The 22,493-nt window shown below is 61.4% G+C and carries 18 protein-coding genes and 2 pseudogenes; 12 read left to right on the top strand and 8 right to left on the bottom strand.

Annotated elements, in window-relative coordinates:
• Nucleotides 1-112: 112 nt before the first annotated feature.
• From BZ163_RS36520 to gap, 8 genes and pseudogenes are all read right to left on the bottom strand, one after another.
• Nucleotides 113-1,072 (bottom strand): annotated as a pseudogene (locus BZ163_RS36520) (cache domain-containing protein); the annotation flags it as partial.
• Nucleotides 1,073-1,491: 419 nt separating this feature from the next.
• Entirely contained in the window at nucleotides 1,492-1,887 is a 396-nt protein-coding gene (locus tag BZ163_RS19965; RefSeq protein WP_128872322.1) for a YbaN family protein, read from the bottom strand.
• Between the two features lie 94 nt (nucleotides 1,888-1,981).
• Nucleotides 1,982-2,590 (bottom strand): biliverdin-producing heme oxygenase, encoded by a 609-nt coding sequence (locus BZ163_RS19960; protein WP_128872272.1) that lies wholly within the window; start codon nucleotides 2,588-2,590, stop codon nucleotides 1,982-1,984.
• Nucleotides 2,591-2,703: 113 nt separating this feature from the next.
• The gene (locus tag BZ163_RS19955) at nucleotides 2,704-5,268 is read right to left on the bottom strand and encodes a TonB-dependent receptor (protein ID WP_128872271.1); all 2,565 of its coding nucleotides are present in this window, start codon (nucleotides 5,266-5,268) and stop codon (nucleotides 2,704-2,706) included.
• Nucleotides 5,269-5,391: 123 nt separating this feature from the next.
• Nucleotides 5,392-6,355 (bottom strand): annotated as a pseudogene (locus BZ163_RS19950) (FecR domain-containing protein).
• Between the two features lie 83 nt (nucleotides 6,356-6,438).
• On the bottom strand, nucleotides 6,439-6,957 hold the full coding sequence (locus BZ163_RS19945) for an RNA polymerase sigma factor (RefSeq protein ID WP_128872270.1): 519 nt from the start codon (nucleotides 6,955-6,957) through the stop codon (nucleotides 6,439-6,441).
• A gap of 77 nt (nucleotides 6,958-7,034) precedes the next feature.
• Nucleotides 7,035-7,499 carry a methylglyoxal synthase gene (locus BZ163_RS19940; RefSeq protein WP_128872269.1) on the bottom strand — a complete coding sequence of 155 codons (465 nt, stop codon included), beginning with the start codon at nucleotides 7,497-7,499 and terminating at the stop codon, nucleotides 7,035-7,037.
• A 95-nt stretch (nucleotides 7,500-7,594) separates the two neighbouring features.
• Nucleotides 7,595-8,596, bottom strand: coding sequence for a type I glyceraldehyde-3-phosphate dehydrogenase (gene gap / locus BZ163_RS19935; protein WP_128872268.1), 1,002 nt, complete (start codon nucleotides 8,594-8,596; stop codon nucleotides 7,595-7,597).
• A gap of 220 nt (nucleotides 8,597-8,816) precedes the next feature.
• On the opposite strand from gap, the gene edd reads away from it, so the two are divergent.
• The 12 genes from edd (at nucleotide 8,817) to BZ163_RS19875 (ending at nucleotide 22,392) form a co-directional block, all read left to right on the top strand.
• Nucleotides 8,817-10,643 (top strand): phosphogluconate dehydratase, encoded by a 1,827-nt coding sequence (gene edd / locus BZ163_RS19930; RefSeq protein WP_128872267.1) that lies wholly within the window; start codon nucleotides 8,817-8,819, stop codon nucleotides 10,641-10,643.
• Complete coding sequence (locus tag BZ163_RS19925) at nucleotides 10,640-11,599, top strand: glucokinase (protein ID WP_128872266.1); 960 nt, start codon at nucleotides 10,640-10,642, stop codon at nucleotides 11,597-11,599. The genes edd and BZ163_RS19925 overlap by 4 nt, the downstream gene beginning before the upstream one ends.
• A gap of 177 nt (nucleotides 11,600-11,776) precedes the next feature.
• The gene (locus BZ163_RS19915; protein ID WP_008155851.1) at nucleotides 11,777-12,508 is read left to right on the top strand and encodes a response regulator; all 732 of its coding nucleotides are present in this window, start codon (nucleotides 11,777-11,779) and stop codon (nucleotides 12,506-12,508) included.
• A gap of 31 nt (nucleotides 12,509-12,539) precedes the next feature.
• Nucleotides 12,540-13,967 carry an ATP-binding protein gene (locus BZ163_RS19910; protein WP_371916823.1) on the top strand — a complete coding sequence of 476 codons (1,428 nt, stop codon included), beginning with the start codon at nucleotides 12,540-12,542 and terminating at the stop codon, nucleotides 13,965-13,967.
• 156 nt (nucleotides 13,968-14,123) lie between these two features.
• A complete protein-coding gene (locus BZ163_RS19905) occupies nucleotides 14,124-15,383 on the top strand; it encodes an AGE family epimerase/isomerase (RefSeq protein ID WP_128872263.1) in 1,260 nt (419 codons plus the stop codon).
• Nucleotides 15,384-15,499: 116 nt separating this feature from the next.
• Nucleotides 15,500-16,807, top strand: coding sequence for an ABC transporter substrate-binding protein (locus BZ163_RS19900; protein ID WP_128872262.1), 1,308 nt, complete (start codon nucleotides 15,500-15,502; stop codon nucleotides 16,805-16,807).
• 154 nt (nucleotides 16,808-16,961) lie between these two features.
• Nucleotides 16,962-17,870 (top strand): carbohydrate ABC transporter permease, encoded by a 909-nt coding sequence (locus BZ163_RS19895; protein WP_084319029.1) that lies wholly within the window; start codon nucleotides 16,962-16,964, stop codon nucleotides 17,868-17,870.
• Nucleotides 17,863-18,708 (top strand): carbohydrate ABC transporter permease, encoded by an 846-nt coding sequence (locus BZ163_RS19890; protein ID WP_128872261.1) that lies wholly within the window; start codon nucleotides 17,863-17,865, stop codon nucleotides 18,706-18,708. Before BZ163_RS19895 ends, BZ163_RS19890 begins: the two co-directional genes overlap by 8 nt.
• 3 nt (nucleotides 18,709-18,711) lie before the next feature.
• Nucleotides 18,712-19,872 carry an ABC transporter ATP-binding protein gene (locus BZ163_RS19885; RefSeq protein ID WP_128872260.1) on the top strand — a complete coding sequence of 387 codons (1,161 nt, stop codon included), beginning with the start codon at nucleotides 18,712-18,714 and terminating at the stop codon, nucleotides 19,870-19,872.
• 23 nt (nucleotides 19,873-19,895) lie between these two features.
• Complete coding sequence (locus tag BZ163_RS34905) at nucleotides 19,896-20,051, top strand: hypothetical protein (protein WP_168187385.1); 156 nt, start codon at nucleotides 19,896-19,898, stop codon at nucleotides 20,049-20,051.
• A 24-nt stretch (nucleotides 20,052-20,075) separates the two neighbouring features.
• Nucleotides 20,076-21,422, top strand: a complete 1,347-nt coding sequence (locus BZ163_RS19880; protein WP_128872259.1) for a carbohydrate porin — start codon at nucleotides 20,076-20,078, stop codon at nucleotides 21,420-21,422.
• Between the two features lie 115 nt (nucleotides 21,423-21,537).
• Complete coding sequence (locus BZ163_RS19875; protein ID WP_128872258.1) at nucleotides 21,538-22,392, top strand: D-hexose-6-phosphate mutarotase; 855 nt, start codon at nucleotides 21,538-21,540, stop codon at nucleotides 22,390-22,392.
• Nucleotides 22,393-22,493 lie beyond the last annotated feature (101 nt).

Genomic DNA, 22,493 nt, shown 5'->3' with positions numbered 1-22,493 from the left:
CGGCGGTGCCACGGGCGTCAGTGATGCTTTGCTTGATCTGCGCGATGGTTGGTTGCAGCTTGTCGAGGAAACGATTGAACCAGCTGACCAACTCGCCCAGTTCGTCTTTCTTGTTGTAGTGCAGGCGCTGAGTCAGGTCGCCGTCGCCGCTGGCAATCGCCTTGAGCATCTGGGCCACGCTATTGATCGGCCGGGTCACGCCGGACGCAGTGAGCCAGATCAGCAACAGGCCGATCAAGCCAGCGACTACCGCCACCAGCACCGCCTTGATCGTGCCGCTTTGCTGGGCACCATCGAGCACCGCTTGCAGCTTCACCGAGTCGGCCAGCAGCACTTGTTTGGGCAGGTCGATCACCACGCCCCAGGCTTTGGATTCGGCAATCGGGCTGACCGGGTACACCGCACGGATCAGGTCGCCCTGTTCGAGTATTTTCGGCGCGCCTCCACCCAACAATTGCAGGACGTCCTTGCCGTCCGGGCCCAGCGTGTCACTGATGCTTTTGCCGACTTTGCTCGCGTCCGCGCTATAGCCGGCGAGTACGCCGCTGCCGGAGACGATCAGCATGTGGCCGGCGCTATTGAACAGCTCGCGTTGAGATTCGACAGACGCCGCTTGCAAGGCGTCGAGGGCGATATCCACCCCGACCACACCGATGGATTTGCCAGCCACCAGCAGCGGTACGGCAATGGTGGTCATCAGCATTTCCTTGCCGGCGACGGTGTCGGCATAGGGGTCCAGCAGGCAGGTGCGCCTGCTGTCGCGGGGGCAGGTGTACCAGCTGTTATACGGCGTGCCGCTAAGGCTCAAGGTGGTCTTGATCATGTCGTCTTCGACCATGATCGTATTGATACCGGCCCCGCCGGCACGGCTCCAGTAGCTGGCGAAACGACCGGCCTCATTGGACTGACGCGCCGCATCGTTGGCGAATTCGCGATCCTTGCCGTCCAGGCCATCGGGTTCGAAGGCCAGCCAGATCCCCAGCACCTTGCTGTTGCGCTCGAAGGCGGTCTTCAGGCTCTGGTTCAACTCTTCGCGCAGGGCCCCGGCTTCAAGCGAGCGCTTGGCGGCCATGCTGCGCATGTCCTTGATCTGATCAGCCAGGGCGGTCACCACCAGCAGGTTTTCGCCGAAAGTCTTCTGCACGCGCACGGCTTGTTCGGCCGCCTTGGCCTGGAGCAGATCCTGCACGCTGGCGGTGAGCATTTTGCTGCTGGAGGCACTGACCAGCTGGTCGTTCTGATTGGTCTGGTAGATGTTCATGCCGACGATCAGGAGGACCACGCCCAGCAGGCACAGGCCGGACAGCAGGACGATTTTCAGGCGGATGGAGAGAGCGTCGAACATAGGGCGAACTCGCGAATGGATGAGGTGTTGGCTGCGGGTCGGGGGTAGACCCGGTTCGCCAAGTCCATTCAGCGCCAATCCTGAACCATCGGCGCGGGGTCGGGTTGCATGAGGGCAAGCCGACGGGTGGTCGTATGTGGCGAGTGTCAGGCAGGTCGAGAGAGACGTTCCGGCCGCGACCAGATCCACGCATTCCCCAGGCTCATGCCCGCGATCGCCAGGTAAATCGGCCAGCCATGATCGAGCATGAACAACATCAACCCGGCGCACAGCAGCATGCTGACGGTGGCGCTGACCTTGGCTCGACGGGCAATGATTTTGCCGTTGCGCCAGTTGCACAGGATCGGTCCGAACAGCCGATGGTTTTCCAGCCAGGCGCTCAGGCGCGGCGAACTTTTAGTGGCGGCCCAGGCGGCGAGCAGGATGAACTCGGTGGTCGGCAGGCCGGGTACGACGATGGCGATCAGGCCGATGCCGAGGCTGATGTAGGCCAGCAGGCCGAAGAGGATGCGGGCGAGTCTGGAGGTGGCGGGCAGAGGCATGGGCTCGAGGGGGTTTTTCAAGCTTGATCGGGATCCTGCTGGTTTGCTCGGTCCCTGTGGGAGCGGGCTTGCTCCCACAGGGGATTGCATTCAATCAGGCGAGTTCGGGGGTGGTGGCATAGGCCTGTTCCAGCAACACGGTAAACCGGTTGAACGCATCGACCGCCGCCTGTTCCACTTCGGCTTCTTCCTGTGCCGTGAACGCCAGCCCGTCGAGGGTTTTCACAAAGCTTTTCCAACCTTCGGCACGGCCACCGGCGGGTTCGCCAAGGTGCCGGGCACCGAAGGTGTCGCTCAAGCCCAGGCCAACGGCACGCTTGATCAGAAACGCGGCGCCAAGCTTTGAACCTTCGGAGACGAATAGCCAGCCCAGCGCCTCGGCTTTGGTTGGGTTCTTCACGGCTCCGGCGACTGGTGCTGGCACTTCGGTGTCCAGGTCCGCCAGGTCGGCCTTGGCTGCTTCAGCACGGCAGCGGGCCGGCAGGTCCGGGACGATGGCTGTCAGTTCGACATCGTTGTACAGCGACACCAGTTCCGACTGGAACAGATACTGCGCCACCACGAAACGCGCGAAATTGGCCTGGGTTTCAAACGGTGCGTGGGCTTTGACCAAGGCATCAAGCCTGGTGTGAGGCTCGTTAGTGATCTGGTTCAAGCGTTGCGAACGCAGAGCAGGGCGTTGAGCGGTGTCCTGAGGGGTCATGAGAAATCCTTGAGAAAAAGAGGCGCCTGGTAACGAGACGAATGGGCAGGCGCCGGACAGTAAAAAATCCTCACTGTGCGGCGCTGAACAACCGCGCAGCGAGGTGCAGGCGATCAGATATCCCAGACCAGATTGATTGCGAAGTTGCGGCCTGGTTGAGTCAGGCGATCGAGGTTGGCCGGTTGAGTCACCGAGGCTTCGCCGACGCTGTCGTAACCGCGCACGTCATCCCACTGCCAGTATTTTTTGTTGGTCAGGTTGTAGAGGCCGGCATTGATGGTCACATCGTCGGTCACCTTGTAGAAGCCGGCCAGGTCGAGCACGCCGTAACCCGGGGTCTTGAACTGGGTGCTGGTGCCGTCGGGGCTTTTGAAGCTGGTGCTGTCGACGCGGGTTTTGCGCTTGACCAGAGTCCAGTTCAACTGGGCACCGTAGTTGTCCTGGTCATAACCCAGGCCGAACACGCCGGTCAGCGGGTTGATGCTGTTAAGCGGCTGGCCGCTGTCATCGTTACGACCATACAGGTACGCCACCGAGCCTTGGGTATAGAGACCGGTCGGGGCTCCGAAACTGTCCAGGTTCAGACGGCCCTTGAACTCCAGGCCCTTGATGGTGGCATGTTTGATGTTGTTGCTCTGGAAGGTGGTTTCGGTGTAGCCGGGCGTGATGGCGTTCTCGTCGATGAAGTCGCGGTATTTGTTATAGAACACCGCCACATCGAAAGTGCCTGCCTCGAACTGGCCGCGCAGGCCTGTTTCATAGCTCTTGCTCTTTTCCGGCTCAAGGTCTGGATTAGGCGCGACCTGATAGCCGCCGGCCAGGTTTTCGAAACGACCATACAGGGCCTTGGCGGTCGGAGTACGGAAGCCTTCGGCGTACTGGCCGTACCAGGTGTAATGGTCGTTGAAGCTATAGGTGGTGCCAAATTTTGGCGACAGGCGATGCCAGGTCTTGGTGTCGTCGTTCACCTCGCCGTTACCGCTCTGGTCGGCGGTGACCAGGAACTCGTCCGTGATGTGTGGCTTGAGCTGGGTGTAGTCGTAACGTACGCCGGGTATGAAGGTCCAGTTGTTCCAGCTGATTTGATCCTGGGCGAACAGGCTATAGGTGCTGATGGTCGGATCCGGGAAATCGCTGGCCGGGGTCAGGGTGTCGGCGGCGCTGGGGGCGCCGATGGTCTGGCAGGCGCCAGACACAGTCAGGCAGGTGCCACTGCCGGTACGCAGGCCAGTGACTTTGTCCTGTTTGATGGTGGTGCCGTAGGTGACGACGTGGTCAGTGTCGGCGACGGCAAACGCCTTGTCTGCCTGGACGTCGAATACCCATTGGCGATCCTTGTAAGTGGTATTGCGGTTGCGCAGTACCGTGCGCGACGGCGCGTAGATTTCTTCGGTGCTCTGGTCAGTCTTGGCGATCTGGTAGTTCAGCGTCCACTTGAGGTTGTCAGCCAGGGCGCTGTCCAGACCGAAGCGGTACTCCAGGCCGAATCGTTCGCGGGTGACAGTATCGTTACCTGTGCGGGATTTGTAGAAGCCGAAACCGCGTCCCGCGTTGAACGGTCCCCCCACTGCACTGAGCTGATTAGTGTCGCGGTCGTCCTTGTAGTGCTCGTAGGTCAGCCCGAAGCGAGCGTCGTCGGCGTAGTTCCAGCCCAACTTGGCCAGCACGTTGGTGGTCCTCACATCCTCGGGGTTGGCCTCGGTGCGGTTCAGCCCGGTACCGCCGGTCTCGCCGTAGGAGTCTGTTGCATGACCATTACGCTGACTCAGGTGCAAAAGGCCGTCGAACTCGCCGGTGCGGCCGGCTACGGTGCCGGAAGTCAGCCAGCTGTCGTCGGCCGAGCTGTAACCGGTTTTCAGGCGCGCGCCCACGTCCTTGCCAGGCTTGATGATGTCGTCCGGATCCAGCGTGTAGTAACTGACCGCGCCGCCGATGGCGTTGCTGCCGTACAGCACCGAGGCCGGGCCGCGGAGGATTTCCACTCGCTTGACGATTTCAGGGTCAACATAGTTGCGGTTGGTCTGGGCATACGGGCCGTTGAAGAAACCGTCGGGCACTTGCACCCCATCGACCTGGGTCAGGACGCGGTCACCGTCAATGCCACGGATGTTGTAGCCAGTGATGCCGGCGCGCTGACCGGCGCCACCGACTGACACACCTGGTTCATAGCGCACCAGATCCTTGATGTTATTGACGTTGTCGCGGTCCAGCTCTTCGCGAGTGTAAACGGTCACCGTACTCGGCACGGTGTTCACGTCCTGTTCGGTACGGGTGGCGCTGATGGTCACCCGCTCCAGATTGAGCGCGCCGCTGGCGCTGCGCTTCTCCAGCACGATGTTGTGGTTGCCCAGTTTGCGATAGCTCAGGTTGGTCCCCACCAACAGGCGATCCAGGGCTTTCTCCGGTGGCAGGGCCCCCCGCACGCCCGGCGAGGCCACACCTTGCGCCAGTTCGGCCGGCAAGCCGACTTGCCAGCCTGTCACCGCGGTAAACGCATTAAGCGCCGACACCAGCGACTGCTGGGGAATGGCGAACGAGTAATCGCCCATGTTGCGGGTCGGCTGCCCGTCGGCGGTGGCCGCCATGAGCGGCGCGCTGCCGGCCATCAGGATGGCGGCAGTCAGCAGCGACAGCATGCGCGAAGGTGAAGAGGATTGGCGGGTAGGACGAGGGGACATCGAATAGCGCTCCGTGTCGCACGAATCTTTATAGGTGCTGATTGGCATTTAGAGATGCGAATCAATTGCATTGGCTATAACGAGACGAACGACCTTCAGCTATCGAGTAAAAATAATTCTCATTCAGTTAATTATGACCAGCGCCGGGAATTCTTGAAGCCGGGCCGAGGTGATGTGGGCCAGCGAGCGTACAACATCCAGCGGCTGATCGAGACGGTAGTTGCCGGTCACCGCGACGTCGGCCAGTTGCTCATTGTTATTGATGATCCAGCCGGGATAGTAGCGACGCAACTCTGCCAGCACCTGGTTCAGCGGGCAGTTTTCGAACACTAGCCGGCCCTGGACCCAGGCCAGGTCGGTGGCGGCATCGAGCTTGGCCGGGCGATCGAAACCGTTGGGGCCGATGCGGATGCTTTCCCCGGCGGACAAACGCACCCGCGCGTCGCTGCGGGTTGCCTGCAAGTCGACGTCGCCACGCTGCACCCGCACCTGTGCCACGCCATCGAGGTAGCGCACCGCAAACGCGGTATCGCGCACGCTGGCCTTGACCGGGCCGGCGTCGATTTGCAGCGGCTGGGCGCGATTGGCCGACACGTCGAAAAACGCCTCGCCCTGATACAGGCGGGCCACGCGCTGCTGATCGTTGATGTGCTGGAGAACGCTGAATTGGTATTGAGCAGGACTTTCGAACCGTCCTCCAGTTGCAAACGCTGACGCTCACCGACCACGGTCAAATGATCGGCCTGCAGGCGCATCGGCAAGTTGCTGAAGCTGAACAAACCGAGGATCAGCACGGCAGCCGTGGCCAGGGGTTCACGTGCGGTCGCAGGCGCGACAGCACGGTCACCTTTGGCGGTTGGGCGGCCAGGCTTTGCGCGCATTGCAGCACCTGCGGGCCGTCCCAGATCGCCTGGGCCCTGGCAAACGCTTCGGCATGCAGGGGATCGGCAGCGAGCCAGGCATGGAACTGTCGGGTCTGTTCCTCGCTCGGATTGGCCAGCACGATCAGCCAGTCCAAAGCCTGGTCCATTGCGCTGGCGGGGTCCCGTGCCGGGGAAGGGGCAGGGGGGCGGTGGGTGTCCGTCACGGTGTTTCCTCGGCAGTGTCTGCGCACGGCTGTTTTTTTAATCAAGCCCGAAAGAGAGGCAAGGGTAGCAAAGCCTTGCGGGCTCAGTCGCCGTTCACGCGCTCGGCAACACCGATGCAGATCGCCATGATCAGCTTCAGTTCTTTTTGCACGGTGCTCAACGATACGCCGAGCTTTTCGGCAATCTCCAGGTAACTGTGCCCGTGCAGACGGCTGAGCATGAAAATCTGCTGCTGGCGGGCGCTGAGTCGGTTGAGGCTCACGTTCAGACGCTCCAGCAATTGTTCGGCATGGGCGGCGTCCTCGGCGCTGCTCACGGGGGAGGCGACGGCCTGCACCACGTCCAGCGGCACGTCGTCGAGCAGGGTGCGCGAGTGGATGCGACGCGCACGCAAATGGTCCAGCGCCAAGTTGCGGGCGGTCTGGAACACGAAGGGTTCAAGGTGATCGATGGCCCGTTCACTGAGCGCCCGGGTCACGCGCAGGTAGGTTTCCTGCAAGAGGTCTTCGGCGGTGCTGTGATTGTTGACCATCCGCTCCAGGGTGCGCAGCAGTGAGACTCGCTGGGCGATGAAGACGTGATTGAAGCGCAATTGACTCACGGGAGGACCTGATCCATGTCGAGCGAATGATAATGCTTATCATCCGCTCTACTGGTCAAGCACTCAATTGTGAAGGTTTATGCGCGGCTTTGCAGATAGGTGGCGTAATCCGGGATCCGGTGCGGGTGCGCCTGATCCATCAATGGGCTGCTCAGCAGATAGTCGGCGCTGCATTCGTTGCAGGCGACGGGAATGTTCCAGACCGCCGCGACCCGCAGCAGTGCCTTGATGTCCGGGTCATGGGGCTGCGGTTCGAACGGGTCCCAGAAGAACACCAGCATGTCGACCCGCTGCTCGGCGATTCGCGCGCCGAGCTGCTGGTCGCCACCCAGGGGGCCGCTGATCATGCTTTCCACTGGCAAATCCAGGCGTTGTTGCAACAACAATCCGGTGGTGCCGGTGGCGACCAGTTCGTGTTGCGCAAGCTGGTCTTTGTGCCGCTCGGCCCAGTCCAGCAGGAACACCTTGCAGTGGTCATGGGCGACCAGGGCGATACGCTTGCGCGCCGCCAGGGTCTTTTGCGTGAAGCTGATACCGATCATGGGGTGTTCCACAGGCAATGGGTGGGGCGGCTTGGTGGCGATGGCGATCTTTCGGACGTCTTCGCTGGCAAGCCAGCTCCTACAGGAAGCTTCGCTTACTCGGCGTTGCACAGCGCCAGGCAGTTATCGAGCATGCGGTTGGAGAAGCCCCATTCGTTGTCGTACCAGGCCAGGACCTTGAGCAGCTTGCCGCTGGACTTGGTGTGGTTGGCGTCGAAGATCGACGACAGCGGGTTGTGATTGAAGTCGCTGGAAACCAGCGGCAGGGTGTTGTAGCCGAGAATCTTCGAATGCCGGCTGGCTTCCTTGAGCAATGCGTTCACTTCATCCGCCGACGCTTCGCGCTTGAGCTGCACGGTCAGGTCCACCAGCGATACGTTGATCACCGGTACACGCACGGCCATGCCGGTCAGTTTGCCCGCCAGTTCCGGCAGCACCAGGCCGACCGCTTCGGCCGCGCCGGTCTTGCTCGGGATCATGTTCTGGGTGGCGGAACGGGCGCGGTACGGGTCGCTGTGGTAGACGTCGGTCAGGTTCTGGTCGTTGGTGTAGGCGTGGATCGTGGTCATCAGGCCGCTTTCGATGCCCAGCTCGCGATGCAGCACCTGGGCCACCGGGGCCAGGCAGTTGGTGGTGCATGACGCATTGGAAATGATCTGATGCGACTGACGCAGGATATCGTGGTTGACCCCATACACCACGGTGGCGTCGGCGCCTTTGGCCGGGGCCGAGATGATCACTTTGCGCGCGCCGGCAGTAATATGCGCGGCGGCCTTGGCCCGGTCGGTGAACAGGCCGGTGCATTCGAATACGACATCAATCTTTTCCGCCGCCCAGGGCAGCTCGGCCGGGTTGCGAATGGCACTGACCGAAATGCGGTCGCCGTTGACGGTCAGGCTTTCCTGGTCGTGCTGGACATCGGCGGCGAACGTGCCATGAACAGTATCGTACTTGAGCAAGTGAGCGTTCATCGCGCTGTCGCCCAGATCATTGATGGCAACGATCTGCAGGTCCTGGCGATAGCCTTGGGTATACAGTGCACGAAGCACGTTACGGCCAATACGGCCAAAACCATTGATTGCGATTCGAAGAGTCATTTAACAGGGCCGCCGTCGTTTTGTTGTTGGAATTACAAGATTATTCGCATAAAAATAGAAAACAAGCCTTTTTAATGGCAATATTTTGTTCAATCTACAACGAGTGACCTGAATCAACTGGTCCGACCGATCAAGAAAACCGTCTGTCATCCCAAACACAACGGCCCTTGTTCAGCATAGACAATCAGGTCGCCACATCCGTTAGCCTGGAGTTCTACACATGCATCCCCGCGTCCTTGAGGTCACCGAACGGCTTATCGCCCGTAGCCGCGCAACACGTGAGGCTTACCTTGCACTGATTCGTGGTGCCGCCAGCGACGGGCCGATGCGCGGCAAGCTGCAGTGCGCCAACTTCGCCCACGGCGTCGCCGGTTGCGGTAGCGATGACAAGCACAGCCTGCGGATGATGAATGCCGCCAACATCGCAATTGTTTCGTCATATAACGACATGCTCTCGGCGCATCAGCCGTACGAAGTCTTCCCTGAGCAGATCAAACGGGCCCTGCGTGAAATCGGTTCGGTCGGCCAGTTCGCCGGTGGCACCCCGGCCATGTGCGATGGCGTGACCCAGGGTGAGCCGGGGATGGAACTGAGCCTGCCCAGCCGTGAAGTGATCGCGCTGTCCACCGCCGTGGCCCTGTCCCACAACATGTTCGACGGCGCGCTGATGCTGGGCATCTGCGACAAGATCGTGCCCGGCCTGATGATGGGCGCCCTGCGCTTCGGTCACTTGCCGACGATCTTCGTCCCGGGCGGGCCGATGGTCTCGGGCATTTCCAACAAGCAGAAAGCCGACGTGCGCCAGCGTTACGCCGAAGGCAAGGCCAGCCGCGAAGAGCTGCTGGAATCGGAAATGAAGTCCTATCACAGCCCCGGCACCTGCACGTTCTATGGCACTGCCAATACCAACCAGTTGCTGATGGAAGTCATGGGCCTGCACTTGCCGGGCGCCTCTTTCGTCAACCCGAACACGCCGTTGCGCGATGCCCTGACCCGCGAAGCGGCGCATCAGGTCACGCGCCTGACCAAGCAGAGCGGTGATTTCATGCCGATCGGCGAAATCGTCGACGAGCGTTCGCTGGTCAACTCGATCGTGGCGCTGCACGCCACCGGCGGCTCGACCAACCACACCCTGCACATGCCGGCCATCGCCATGGCGGCGGGCATTCAATTGACCTGGCAGGACATGGCCGACCTCTCCGAAGTCGTGCCGACCCTGAGCCACGTCTACCCCAATGGCAAAGCCGACATCAACCACTTCCAGGCAGCGGGCGGCATGTCGTTCCTGATCCGCGAACTGCTGGCAGCCGGGCTGCTGCATGAAAACGTCAACACGGTGCTTGGCCACGGCCTCAGCCGCTACACCCTGGAACCGTTCCTCGATAACGGTGAGCTGGTCTGGCGCGAAGGCCCTACCGAAAGCCTCGACGAGACCATCCTGCGCCCGGTCGCTCGTGCATTTTCGCCAGAAGGCGGTTTGCGCGTGATGGAAGGCAACCTCGGTCGCGGTGTGATGAAAGTCTCGGCGGTGGCCTTGGAAAATCAGGTCGTCGAAGCGCCAGCCATGGTGTTCCAGGATCAGCAGGATCTGGCCGATGCATTCAAGGCCGGGTTGCTGGAGAAAGACTTCGTCGCCGTGATGCGCTTCCAGGGCCCGCGCTCCAACGGCATGCCGGAACTGCACAAGATGACGCCGTTCCTCGGCGTGCTGCAGGATCGTGGCTTCAAGGTGGCCCTGGTGACCGACGGGCGCATGTCCGGGGCTTCCGGCAAAATCCCGGCGGCGATTCACGTCAGCCCCGAAGCTTATGTGGGCGGCGCTTTGGCGCGGGTGCAAGAGGGCGATATCATCCGCGTCGATGGCGTCACCGGCACTCTGGAGCTTAAGGTGGACGCCGAAGCATTCGCCGCGCGCGAACCTGCCAAGGGCCTGTTGGCCAATAACATCGGCAGCGGGCGCGAACTGTTCGGTTTCATGCGCATGGCCTTCAGCTCCGCAGAGCAGGGCGCCAGCGCCTTTACTTCTGCCCTGGAGACGCTTAATTGAAACTGGCTTTGGTCGGTGACATCGGTGGGACCAACGCACGTTTCGCGTTGTGGAAAAACCAGCAACTGGAGTCGATCCAGGTGCTGGCGACGGCAGATCACGCCAGCCCCGAAGAGGCGATCAGCCTCTACCTGGGCGGACTCGGCCTGGCGCCGGGTTCGCTCGGTTCGGTGTGCCTGTCGGTGGCGGGCCCGGTCAGCGGCGATGAATTCAAGTTCACCAACAATCACTGGCGGCTCAGTCGCCAGGGGTTCTGCCAGCAGTTGCAGGTGGACCAACTGCTGCTGGTCAACGATTTCTCGGCCATGGCGTTGGGCATGACCCGCTTGCAGCCGGACGAGTTCCGGGTGGTCTGCGAAGGTACCCCGGAACCTTTGCGCCCCGCGGTAGTGATCGGCCCCGGCACTGGCCTGGGTGTCGGTACCTTGCTGGACCTGGGTGAAGGCCGATTCGCCGCATTGCCGGGGGAGGGCGGTCACGTCGATTTGCCCCTGAGCAGCCTGCGCGAAACCCAGCTGTGGCAGCACATCTTCAACGAGATCGGCCATGTCAGCGCTGAAACCGCATTGAGCGGCAGTGGCTTGCCGCGGGTCTATCGGGCGATCTGTGCGGTAGACGGCCACGAGGCCGTGCTCGATACCCCGGAATCGATTACGGCAGCCGGGCTGGCGGGTGATCCGATTGCCCTGGAAGTGCTTGAACAGTTCTGCTGCTGGCTCGGTCGTGTGGCCGGCAACAACGTGCTGACCACCGGTGCACGCGGTGGCGTGTACATCGTGGGTGGGGTGATTCCGCGGTTTGCCGACTTCTTCATCGAAAGCGGTTTCGCCCGGTGCTTTGCCGACAAGGGCTGCATGAGCGATTACTTCAAGGGCATTCCGGTGTGGCTGGTGACGGCGCCGTATTCGGGGCTGATGGGCGCAGGGGTAGCGCTGGAGCAATCCATCCCGGCCTGAAATGCGATCAAAATGTGGGAGCGGGCTTGCTCGCGAATGCGGTGTGTCAGGCGACATCTGTGCTGGATGTCAGTCCGCCTTCGCGAGCAAGCCCGCTCCCACATTGTTTCTGCGGTGTTTGTAAAAACGGTGCATCAGGCATAATCCGTCCCAACTCAAATAACAAGGACGCCTCCAGTGAGCTCAGTCAACAAGTCGATTTTGTTGGTCGATGACGATCAAGAGATACGCGAGTTGCTGGACACCTACCTGACCCGCGCCGGTTTCCAGGTCCGGACCACGCCCGACGGTGCCGGCTTTCGCCAGGCGATGAACGAGGCGCCGAGCGACCTGGTGATCCTCGACGTGATGCTCCCGGACGAAGACGGTTTCAGTCTGTGCCGCTGGATTCGCCAGCACCCGCGTCAGGCCCAGGTGCCGATCATCATGCTCACCGCCAGTTCCGACGAGGCCGACCGTGTCATCGGCCTGGAGCTGGGCGCCGACGACTACCTGGGCAAACCCTTCAGTCCCCGTGAGCTGCAAGCACGCATCAAGGCGCTGCTGCGCCGCGCGCAGTTCGGCCAGGAGCGCTCCGGCAGTGAAGTGCTGGCTTTCGATGACTGGCGCCTGGACATGGTCAGCCATCGGCTGTTCCACATCGACGGCGAAGAAGTGATTCTCTCCGGTGCCGATTTCGCCCTGCTGAAGCTGTTCCTCGATCACCCTCAGGAAATCCTCGACCGCGACACCATCGGCAATGCCACCCGTGGCCGCGATCTGATGCCCCTGGATCGCATCGTCGACATGGCGGTCAGCCGCCTGCGCCAGCGCCTGCGCGACACCGAAAAACCGCCGCGGCTGATCCGTACCGTGCGCGGCAGCGGCTACCAACTGGCAGCCAATGTGGTTGCCAGTAATGGCCACTGAGTTTTTCCGCCAACTCGCCGCCAAGGTGCCCGTGCCGCGTTCACTGCTCGGGCGGATGTTATTGCTGACCTTGCTGGCGGTGCTGTTCGCCCAGGCGCTGTCGAGCGTGATCTGGGTTTCGCAGCTGCGCGCCACCCAGCTCGAGGGGCTGGTTACCAGCGCCCGCAGCCTCGCGCATTCGATGACCGCCAGCGTCAGTTATTTCCGCTCATTGCCGGTGGCGTTCCGGCCGCTGGTGCTCGACCAGTTGCGCAGCATGGGTGGCACCCGGTTCGTGGTGACCCTCAACGACAAACCCTTGGGCATGGAGCTGCTGCCGATCACCCCACGCAAGGCGGCGGTGCTCAAGGCGGTGGATGAAGTGCTGCGCCAGTCCCTGGGGCAGGACACGGATATCTCGGTGACGTTTGTCAGCCCCGAAGACCTGCGGATTTTCAACGGTGGGCTGAAACTCGACGAGTTGCCGCGCTCCTGGGCGCATTACGCGCTGACCCTGGAACCGGTCAATCCGCCGGTGCTGGTCACCCAGATCCAGATGGCGCCGGGGGAGTGGCTGTACATCGCTTCGCTGTTGCCCGAGCCCTATACCAGCCTTGAAGAGCAGGGGCTGCCGGCGCAACAGGTCTGGTTCATCGTCCTGACCAGTGGTTTTTTGTTGTTGTTCATCGGCCTGCTGGTGCACTGGCAGAGCCGGCCGCTCAAGCGTCTTGCACGGGCGGCACGCGATATGTCCCTGGGGGCCGAAGTCGAACCGGTGGCCGAGGGCGGTGGCAGTGAAGTGGTGGAAGTGGGCCGTGCCTTCAACGCGATGCGCGAACGAATCAGCCGTTATCTCACCGAACGCAGTCAGTTGTTCAGCGCGATTTCCCATGACCTGCGCACGCCGATCACCCGCTTGCGGCTGCGGGTCGAACTGCTGGAGGATGAACAGCTGCAAGCCAAGTTCGGTCGCGACCTGGATGAGTTGGAGCTGCTGGTCAAAGGCGCGCTGCAATGCGTGAAAGACACCGACATTCACGAGAATATCGAACCGGTGGACCTCAACCATGTGCTCGATTGCCTGGTGGAACCGTACCTTGCACCCAACGGCAATGGCCGGGTGACCCAGCAAGGTCGGGCACTGGCGCCTTATCCGGGCAAGCCGTTGGCGCTCAAGCGGTGCATTGGCAACCTGATCGACAATGCCCTGAAATATGGGCAGAACGCGCACCTGCACATCGATGACGATGACAGCGCGTTTGTCTTGCATGTCGATGATGAGGGGCCAGGGGTGCCGGAGCAGCGGCTGGAGCAGGTGTTCGAACCGCACTTCAGGTTGGCGGGGCAGCAGCAGGGGTATGGGTTAGGCTTGGGGATTGCGCGCAATATTGCCCATAGTCATGGGGGCGAGGTCAGCCTGCAGAATTTGCGGGAGGGTGGGTTAAGGGTGACATTGCAGTTGCCTCGCAGTGTTGATTAGCAACACCGCGTTATCGTTCTTCGGCGTCAGATCAATCAACTCATTCTCAGGAGAAATGTCACAAAACGGTGACATAACCCACCCCCTTCGTTACAAGCCCGCCACCGCCCGTTGTTTAGACTGCCCCCAGTCATAACAACAAAAAAAAGGCACCCCATGGACACCTTCCAACCCGCCTTCAGCAGTTGGCTCAACGCACCGGCCCATCAGCAATGGCTCGCCGCAGAAGGCCTGCGCCTGCTGGCGTTCGCCAAGGCCGCAACGCTCGCCGAAGGCTTCGGCAACCTCGATGAAAAGGGTCGCCTGCCGGCCAACGCCCAAGCCGAAACCATGAACACCGCGCGCATGACCCACAGTTTCGCCATGGCCCACATCCAGGGCCTGCCGGGTTTTGCCGAGCTGGTGGATCACGGGGTCAAAGCCCTCAGCGGTCCGCTGCGCGATGCTGAACACGGTGGCTGGTTCGCCACCCCGGAACACCGCGACGGCAACACCGGCAAAGCCGCCTACCTGCATGCTTTCGTCGCACTGGCCGCGAGTTCTGCGGTAGTCGCCCAACGGCCCGGCGCCCGAGCGTTACTCATTAATGCGATCGACATCATCGACACGCATTTCTGGAGCGAGGAGGAGGGCGCGGTGCGCGAATCCTTCAACCGCGACTTCAGCTGCGAGGAAGCCTATCGCGGCGCCAACAGCAACATGCACGCCACCGAAGCCTTCCTCGCGCTGGCCGACGTCACCCGGGACAACCGCTGGCTGGTCCGCGCCCAGCGCATCGTCGAGCGCGTTATCCATACGCACGCCGCCGCCAACGACTACCTGGTGGTCGAGCATTTCGACCGCGACTGGCAGCCGCTGCGCGAATACAACCACGCCAATCCGGCCGACGGTTTCCGCCCCTACGGCACCACGCCCGGCCACGGTTTCGAATGGGCGCGGCTGTTGCTGCACCTCGAAGCGGCGCGGGTCCGGGCCGGGATGCCGGCGCCAGGCTGGCTCGCCACGGATGCGCAAAAACTGTTCGAGCACAATTGTCGTCAAGGGTGGAGCGTCGACGGTGCGCCGGGCATCGTCTACACCCTCGACTGGGACAATCGCCCCGTGGTTCGTCATCGCCTGCACTGGACCCATTGCGAAGCCAGCGCCGCCGCCAGCGCTCTGCTCAAGCGCACGGGCGAGGAATACTACGAACACTGGTACCGAGTGTTCTGGGAGTTTTGTGACAGTCATTTCATCGACCGCCGAGACGGCAGCTGGTATCACGAGCTCGATCCGCAAAATCGCCCGAGCGCCGATATCTGGGCCGGCAAACCCGACCTGTATCACGCCTGGCAAGCCGTGTTGATCCCGCGCCTGCCGCTGGCGCCCAGCATGGCCACGGCGCTGGGGCAGTTGGCCCAGAGCGTTCCTGTGTAACCATGTGGTGACATTCGAGCGTCCCTTCGTTACCTGCGAAGGGATGACTCCTGTTTAAAATCCATGCAGCGCAAGCACCAGACTTGCATGCATAACAACAAGAAAGGTACTTCTAGATGAATGCGATTTCTCGCCTCGCTACTGTCATTTCTCTTGCCTCGCTGCTTCCCCTTTCTGCATTCCCGCTGAGTGCCCTTGCCGCTGACGCCAAAGGTTCGGTGGAAGTCGTTCACTGGTGGACCTCCGGTGGTGAAAAGGCAGCGGTCGATGTGCTCAAGGCTCAAGTCGAAAAAGACGGCTTCACCTGGAAGGACGGCGCAGTCGCCGGTGGTGGCGGTTCCACGGCCATGACCGTCCTCAAGAGCCGCGCCGTTGCCGGTAACCCGCCGGGCGTCGCCCAGATCAAGGGGCCGGACATCCAGGAGTGGGGCAGCACTGGCCTGCTCAGCACCGATGCGCTGAAAGACGTTGCCAAAGCGGAGAACTGGGACAGCCTGCTGATCAAGAAAGTCTCCGACACCGTGAAATACGACGGCGACTACGTGGCTGTGCCGGTGAACATCCACCGCGTCAACTGGCTGTGGATCAACCCGCAAGTGTTCAAGAAAGCCGGGATCGAAAAAGCGCCGACCACCCTCGAAGAGTTCTACGCCGCCGGCGACAAGCTGAAAGCCGCAGGCTTCATCGCGCTCGCCCACGGTGGCCAGCCTTGGCAGGACAGCACCGTATTCGAAGACGTGGTGCTCTCGGTCATGGGCGCCGACGGTTACAAGAAAGCCCTGGTCGACCTGGATCAGAAAACCCTCTCGGGTGCCGAGATGACCAAGGCCTTCGCCGAGCTGAAAAAAATCACCGGCTACATGGACCCGAACCGTGCCGGTCGTGACTGGAACATCGCCGCCGCCGATGTCATCAACGGCAAGGCCGGCATGCAGATGATGGGCGACTGGGCCAAGAGCGAATGGACCGCCGCCAACAAAGTCGCGGGCAAGGACTACCAATGCGTGCCGTTCCCGGGCACCGAAAAAGCCTTCACCTACAACATCGACTCGCTGGCCGTATTCAAGCTCAAGGCTGACCGCAAAGGTGACATCGCCGCCCAGCAAGACCTGGCCAAGGTCGCTCTGGGTAAAGACTTCCAGAAAGTCTTCAGCATCAACAAAGGCTCGATCCCGGTGCGCACCGACATGCTCAACGACATGAGTGGCCTGGGCTTCGATGCTTGCGCGCAAACCGCGGCCAAGGACTTCCTGGCGGACGAGAAGACCGGCGGCCTGCAACCGAGCATGGCGCACAACATGGCCACTTCCCTGGCCGTGCAGGGCGCGATCTTCGACGTGGTCACCAACTTCATGAACGACAAGAACGCTGACCCGGCCAAGGCCAGCGCGCAACTGGCATCGGCTGTCAAGGCTGCCCAGTAATCCCTGACTCTGAGTGACCCCCTGTAGGAGCTGCTTGCAGCGAAGGCGGTGTGTCAGCCAATACATGTATCGACTGACCCACCGCTTTCGCTGGCAAGCCAGCTCCTACAGGGGACCGCACTCCGATCCTCACTTCTCCACCTGGATTATCCCGATGAGCTCTGTGGCGGTTTTCAGCAAAGCCTCACCGTTCGATGCGCTGCAACGCTGGTTACCCAAGTTGGTACTCGCGCCGAGCATGCTGATCGTATTGGTTGGCTTCTACGGTTACATCATCTGGACATTCGTTCTGTCCTTCACCAACTCCAGCTTCATGCCGAGCTACAAGTGGGTCGGCCTGCAGCAATACATGCGCCTGATGGACAACGATCGCTGGTGGGTCGCGAGCAAGAACCTCGCGCTCTTCGGCGGCATGTTCATCGGCATCAGCCTGGTGCTGGGGGTGTTCCTCGCCGTGCTGCTGGATCAGCGCATTCGCAAGGAAGGCTTCATCCGCACCGTTTACCTGTACCCGATGGCGCTGTCGATGATCGTCACCGGTACCGCGTGGAAATGGCTGCTCAACCCGGGCCTGGGCCTGGACAAGATGCTGCGTGACTGGGGCTGGGAAGGCTTCCGTCTCGACTGGCTGGTGGATCAGGATCGCGTGGTCTATTGCCTGGTGATTGCTGCCGTGTGGCAAGCCTCGGGGTTTGTGATGGCGATGTTCCTCGCCGGCCTGCGCGGAGTCGATCAATCGATCATCCGTGCCGCGCAAGTCGACGGTGCGAGCCTGCCGACCATCTACCTGAAGATCGTGTTGCCGAGCCTGCGGCCGGTGTTCTTCAGCGCCTTCATGATCCTCGCGCACATCGCGATCAAGAGCTTCGACCTGGTGGCGGCGATGACCGCTGGCGGTCCCGGCTACTCCTCCGACCTGCCCGCGATGTTCATGTACTCCTTCACCTTCAGCCGTGGCCAGATGGGCATCGGTTCGGCCAGCGCCATGCTGATGCTCGGTGCCGTACTGACCATCCTCGTGCCGTACCTGTACTCCGAGCTGCGAGGCAAGCGCCATGACTAATCAACTCGGCAAACCGGCGCTCAGCTTCAGCCGAATCGCGATCTACGCCACCTTGTTGCTGGCGGCGGCGGTGTATTTGATTCCGCTGATCGTGATGCTGCTGACCAGCTTCAAATCGCCGGAAGACATCCGCACCGGCAACCTGTTGAGCTGGCCGACCGTGATCGATGGCATCGGCTGGATCAAGGCCTGGGACGTGGTCGGCGGCTACTTCTGGAACTCGGTGAAAATCACCGTGCCGGCGGTTTTGATCTCGACCTTTATCGGTGCAATGAACGGCTACGTGCTGTCGATGTGGCGCTTCCGCGGTTCGCAACTGTTCTTCGGTCTGTTGTTGTTCGGCTGCTTCCTGCCGTTCCAGACCGTGCTGTTGCCGGCCTCGTTCACCCTCGGCAAGTTCGGCCTGGCCAATACCACCACCGGTCTGGTGCTGGTGCACGTGGTCTACGGCCTGGCGTTCACCACGCTGTTCTTCCGCAACTACTACGTGAGCATTCCGGATGCGCTGGTCAAGGCTGCACGCCTGGATGGCGCGGGCTTCTTCACGATTTTCTGGAAGATCCTGCTGCCGATGTCGATCCCGATCGTGATGGTCTGCCTGATCTGGCAGTTCACCCAGATCTGGAATGACTTCCTGTTCGGCGTGGTCTTCGCCAGTGGCGACGCCCAGCCGATTACCGTGGCCCTGAACAACCTGGTCAACACCAGCACCGGGGCCAAGGAATACAACGTTGATATGGCCGCCGCGATGATCGCCGGGCTGCCGACACTGCTGGTCTACATATTCGCTGGCAAGTATTTCCTGCGTGGGCTGACGTCCGGCGCGGTCAAGGGGTAGAACATGGCAACTCTCGAATTACGCAACGTTAACAAGACCTACGGCGCCGGTTTGCCGGACACCCTGAAAAACATCGAACTGAAGATCGATGACGGTGAGTTCCTGATCCTGGTCGGTCCCTCGGGCTGCGGTAAATCCACGCTGATGAACTGCATCGCCGGCCTGGAAAACATCAGCGGCGGGGCGATTCTGGTGGACGACGCCGACATCAGCGGCATGAGCCCCAAGGATCGTGACATCGCCATGGTGTTCCAGTCCTACGCGCTGTACCCGACGATGAGCGTGCGCGACAACATCGCCTTCGGCCTGAAGATTCGCAAAATGCCCGCCGCCGAAATCGACGCAGAAGTCGCTCGTGTCGCCAAACTGTTGCAGATCGAACATTTGCTCAGCCGCAAGCCCGGCCAGCTCTCCGGTGGGCAGCAACAGCGGGTGGCGATGGGCCGTGCCCTGGCGCGGCGGCCGAAGATTTACCTGTTCGACGAACCGCTGTCCAACCTCGATGCCAAGCTGCGGGTCGAGATGCGCACTGAAATGAAACTGATGCACCAGCGCCTGAAGACCACCACGGTCTACGTGACCCACGACCAGATCGAAGCCATGACCCTGGGCGACAAGGTGGCGGTGATGAAGGACGGAATCATTCAGCAGTTCGGCACGCCGAAAGACATCTACAACAACCCGGCCAACCTGTTCGTGGCGAGCTTCATCGGCTCGCCGCCGATGAACTTCATCCCCCTGCGTTTGCAGCGCAAGGAAGGTCGCCTGGTGGCGCTGCTCGACAGCGGCCAGGCGCGCTGTGAATTGCCGTTGGGCATGCAGGACGCCGGGCTCGAAGACCGCGAAGTGATCCTCGGCATGCGCCCGGAACAGATCGTGCTGGCGGGCAGCGAAGCGAATGGCTTACCGACCATCCGCGCCGAAGTCCAGGTCACCGAACCGACCGGTCCCGACACCCTGGTGTTCGTCAACCTCAACGGCACCAAGGTCTGCTGCCGCCTGGCGCCGGACGTTGCACCGGCCGTGGGCGAGACCCTGACCTTGCAGTTCGATCCGTCGAAAGTGCTGTTGTTCGATGGGGCGACCGGGGAGCGGTTGGGGGTGGCCGGTGTGCCGAAAACCGAGGCCCACGCTGCCAACGTAGCGCAATTCAAAGGCCGCTGAAGATCAAAACTGTAGGAGCGAGCTTGCTCGCGATGGACGCCAACGATTACGCGTTTTTTCTGAATGAACGCGTCGCCCTTGAGACCATCGCGAGCAAGCTCGCTCCTACAGGAGGATATGCGCTGAGCAGCCTGTCGCTCTCCGTAACCGATGTCACCGCGTTAAATAAAAACAGTTAATAACAATAAAACGAGGATGTAGGGATGAAGAAGAACAACAACGCTCAGCTTATCTGCCAGTTATCAGCGATTGCGGCAATGACGCTGGCCGGCAGTGTGCAGGCGGCTGACGCGTTCAGCGCCGATTCCGAATGGATGACTGGTGATTGGGGTGGCGAGCGGACCCGACTGATCGAGCAGGGCGTCGACATCAAGATGGACTACGTCGGTGAAGTGGGTGGCAACCTCCACGGCGGCTACAACAACGACAAGACGGCGCGTTACGCCGACCAGTTCGGCCTGGGCGTGGCGCTGGACCTGGAAAAACTGATGGGCTGGGATAATACCCAGGCCAAGATCCAGCTCACCAACCGTAACGGTGAGAACATCTCCAATGACCGTGTCGGCGACCCGCGTGCCGGCACCTTGAGTTCCTCCCAGGAAGTCTACGGCCGTGGCCACATGGTTCGCCTGACCCAACTGTGGATCAAGCACCAGTTCCTCGACGGTAAACTGGACGTCAAGGCCGGTTACTTCGGCGAAGGCGAAGACTTCAACACCTTCCCCTGCGAGTTCCAGAACCTGGCGTTCTGCGGCTCCCAAGTGGGCAACTGGGCGACCAATATCTGGTACAACTGGCCGGTCAGCCAGGCCGCGGTCCGCGTGAAGTACAACATCTCGCCCGAGTTCTATGCGCAGATCGGCGCGTACAACCAGAACCCCTCGCAACTGGAGCACGGTAACGGCTTCAAGCTCAGCGGCAGTGGCACCAAGGGCACGGTATTGCCGGTGGAACTGGTCTGGTTGCCTAACCCTGGCAACCTGCCGGGCGAATACCGTGTCGGTTACTACAAAAGCACGGCCAAGGCCGATGACGTTCGCGAAGACGACAACGGTGATGATGCGGCCACCAGCGGCAACGCCTACCGCAGCCACAGCAGCAAGTCCGGCTACTGGTTCGTGGCGCAGCAACAACTCACCAGCCACAACGGTGACGCGTCCCGCGGCCTGAACATCGCCGCCAACGCCACGTTCCACGACAAGGACACCAACATCGTCGACAACTACCAGTCGCTGATGTTTGTGTACAAGGGCCCGTTCGATGCACGTCCAAAAGATGACATGGGGATCGGTTTCGCCCGTATCCATGTCAACGATGACGTGAAGAAAAACGCCGAGTTGGTCAACGCGTCCAATGGTGTCAGCGACTACCAGGATCCGCTGTTCTCGCCGCTGCGCAACACCGAGTACAACTACGAGGTCAACTACGGCTTCCACGTGACCAACTGGCTGACCGTCCGCCCCAACCTGCAGTACATCACTCACCCGGGCGGTGTGAATGAAGTTGATGACGCGCTGGTGGCCGGCTTGAAAATTCAGTCGGTGTTCTAACGTTGTTGCGATAAGCTCCTCTCCATGTGCGCATTTTTGCGGACGGCCAAGGCTGTCCGCTTTTTTTTGGGGCGGCGCAACCCGCAGAACAAGATGATTTTCAGGATCGCGGCACATGCATGAGCATCCGCTACAACGCTTCTTCAAATCCTTGCGCGAACGTCCGGTGTTCGCGTGGGAGCGCTATCAGATGCGCGATGTGCTGGTGATCGATCATCCGCTGTGTCAGGCGGTGTTCAGTCGGCAGGGCGCGCAGTTGTTGCACTTTCAGCCCCGGGACCAGAAACCCTGGCTGTGGTGCGCAGCCAAATGGCCGCATGTCGGGGCGATTCGTGGCGGGGTGCCGGTGTGCTGGCCCTGGTATGGGCGCCATCCGAGCGAAAACGCCTGGCCGTCCCACGGCTGGGCCCGGCTGCTCGACTGGAAGCTGCTGGACAGTAGCAGTGACGACGCTGGCGTGCATCTGCACTGGCAACTGCAGTTATGTGACTGGCAAGTGGACCTGCATGCGCACCTGGGCGAACGCATGGAATTGCGCCTGTGCACCGAGCATCAGGACAGCCTGCCGTGCCAGTTGAGCCAGGCGTTGCACGCGTATTGGCGTATTGGCGACGTCGGTGAGGTAGCGCTGTCTGGACTCGAGGGTGCGCACGGCTATGACCACTTGAACCGCCAGGTTTGCCAGCAGGAAGGCGAGTTGCGAGTCGAGGGCGGCTGTCAGCGGGTGTTCCAGCAGGAAGGGGAATTGCAGCTCAACGACCACGCCTGGCAGCGGGCGTTGTGCATCGACACCGGCGACGATGCGGACACGGTGGTCTGGCACCCCGGGTCACGGCCGTTGCTGGGGGTGAGCTGGAATGAGATCGGCGAGTTTGTCTGCGTGGAAGCGGCGAGCGGCGGGACCGATAGCCTGAGCCTGGCGCCGGGGCAGAAAGCGCATTTGAGTTTGCAGGCGCGGGTTGGGGTTTAGGCCAAAATCTTTAGCGCCTGGACTGGCCCCTTCGCTGGCAAGCCAGCTCCTACAGTGTCCGCGTCGAGTACAAAAATTTGCGACCGCCGCTCAACCTGTAG

Source organism: Pseudomonas sp. VI4.1 (genome assembly GCF_002029345.1).
In the GTDB taxonomy this organism is placed as follows: domain Bacteria; phylum Pseudomonadota; class Gammaproteobacteria; order Pseudomonadales; family Pseudomonadaceae; genus Aquipseudomonas.
This window is presented reverse-complemented; position numbering and strand designations above follow the sequence as displayed.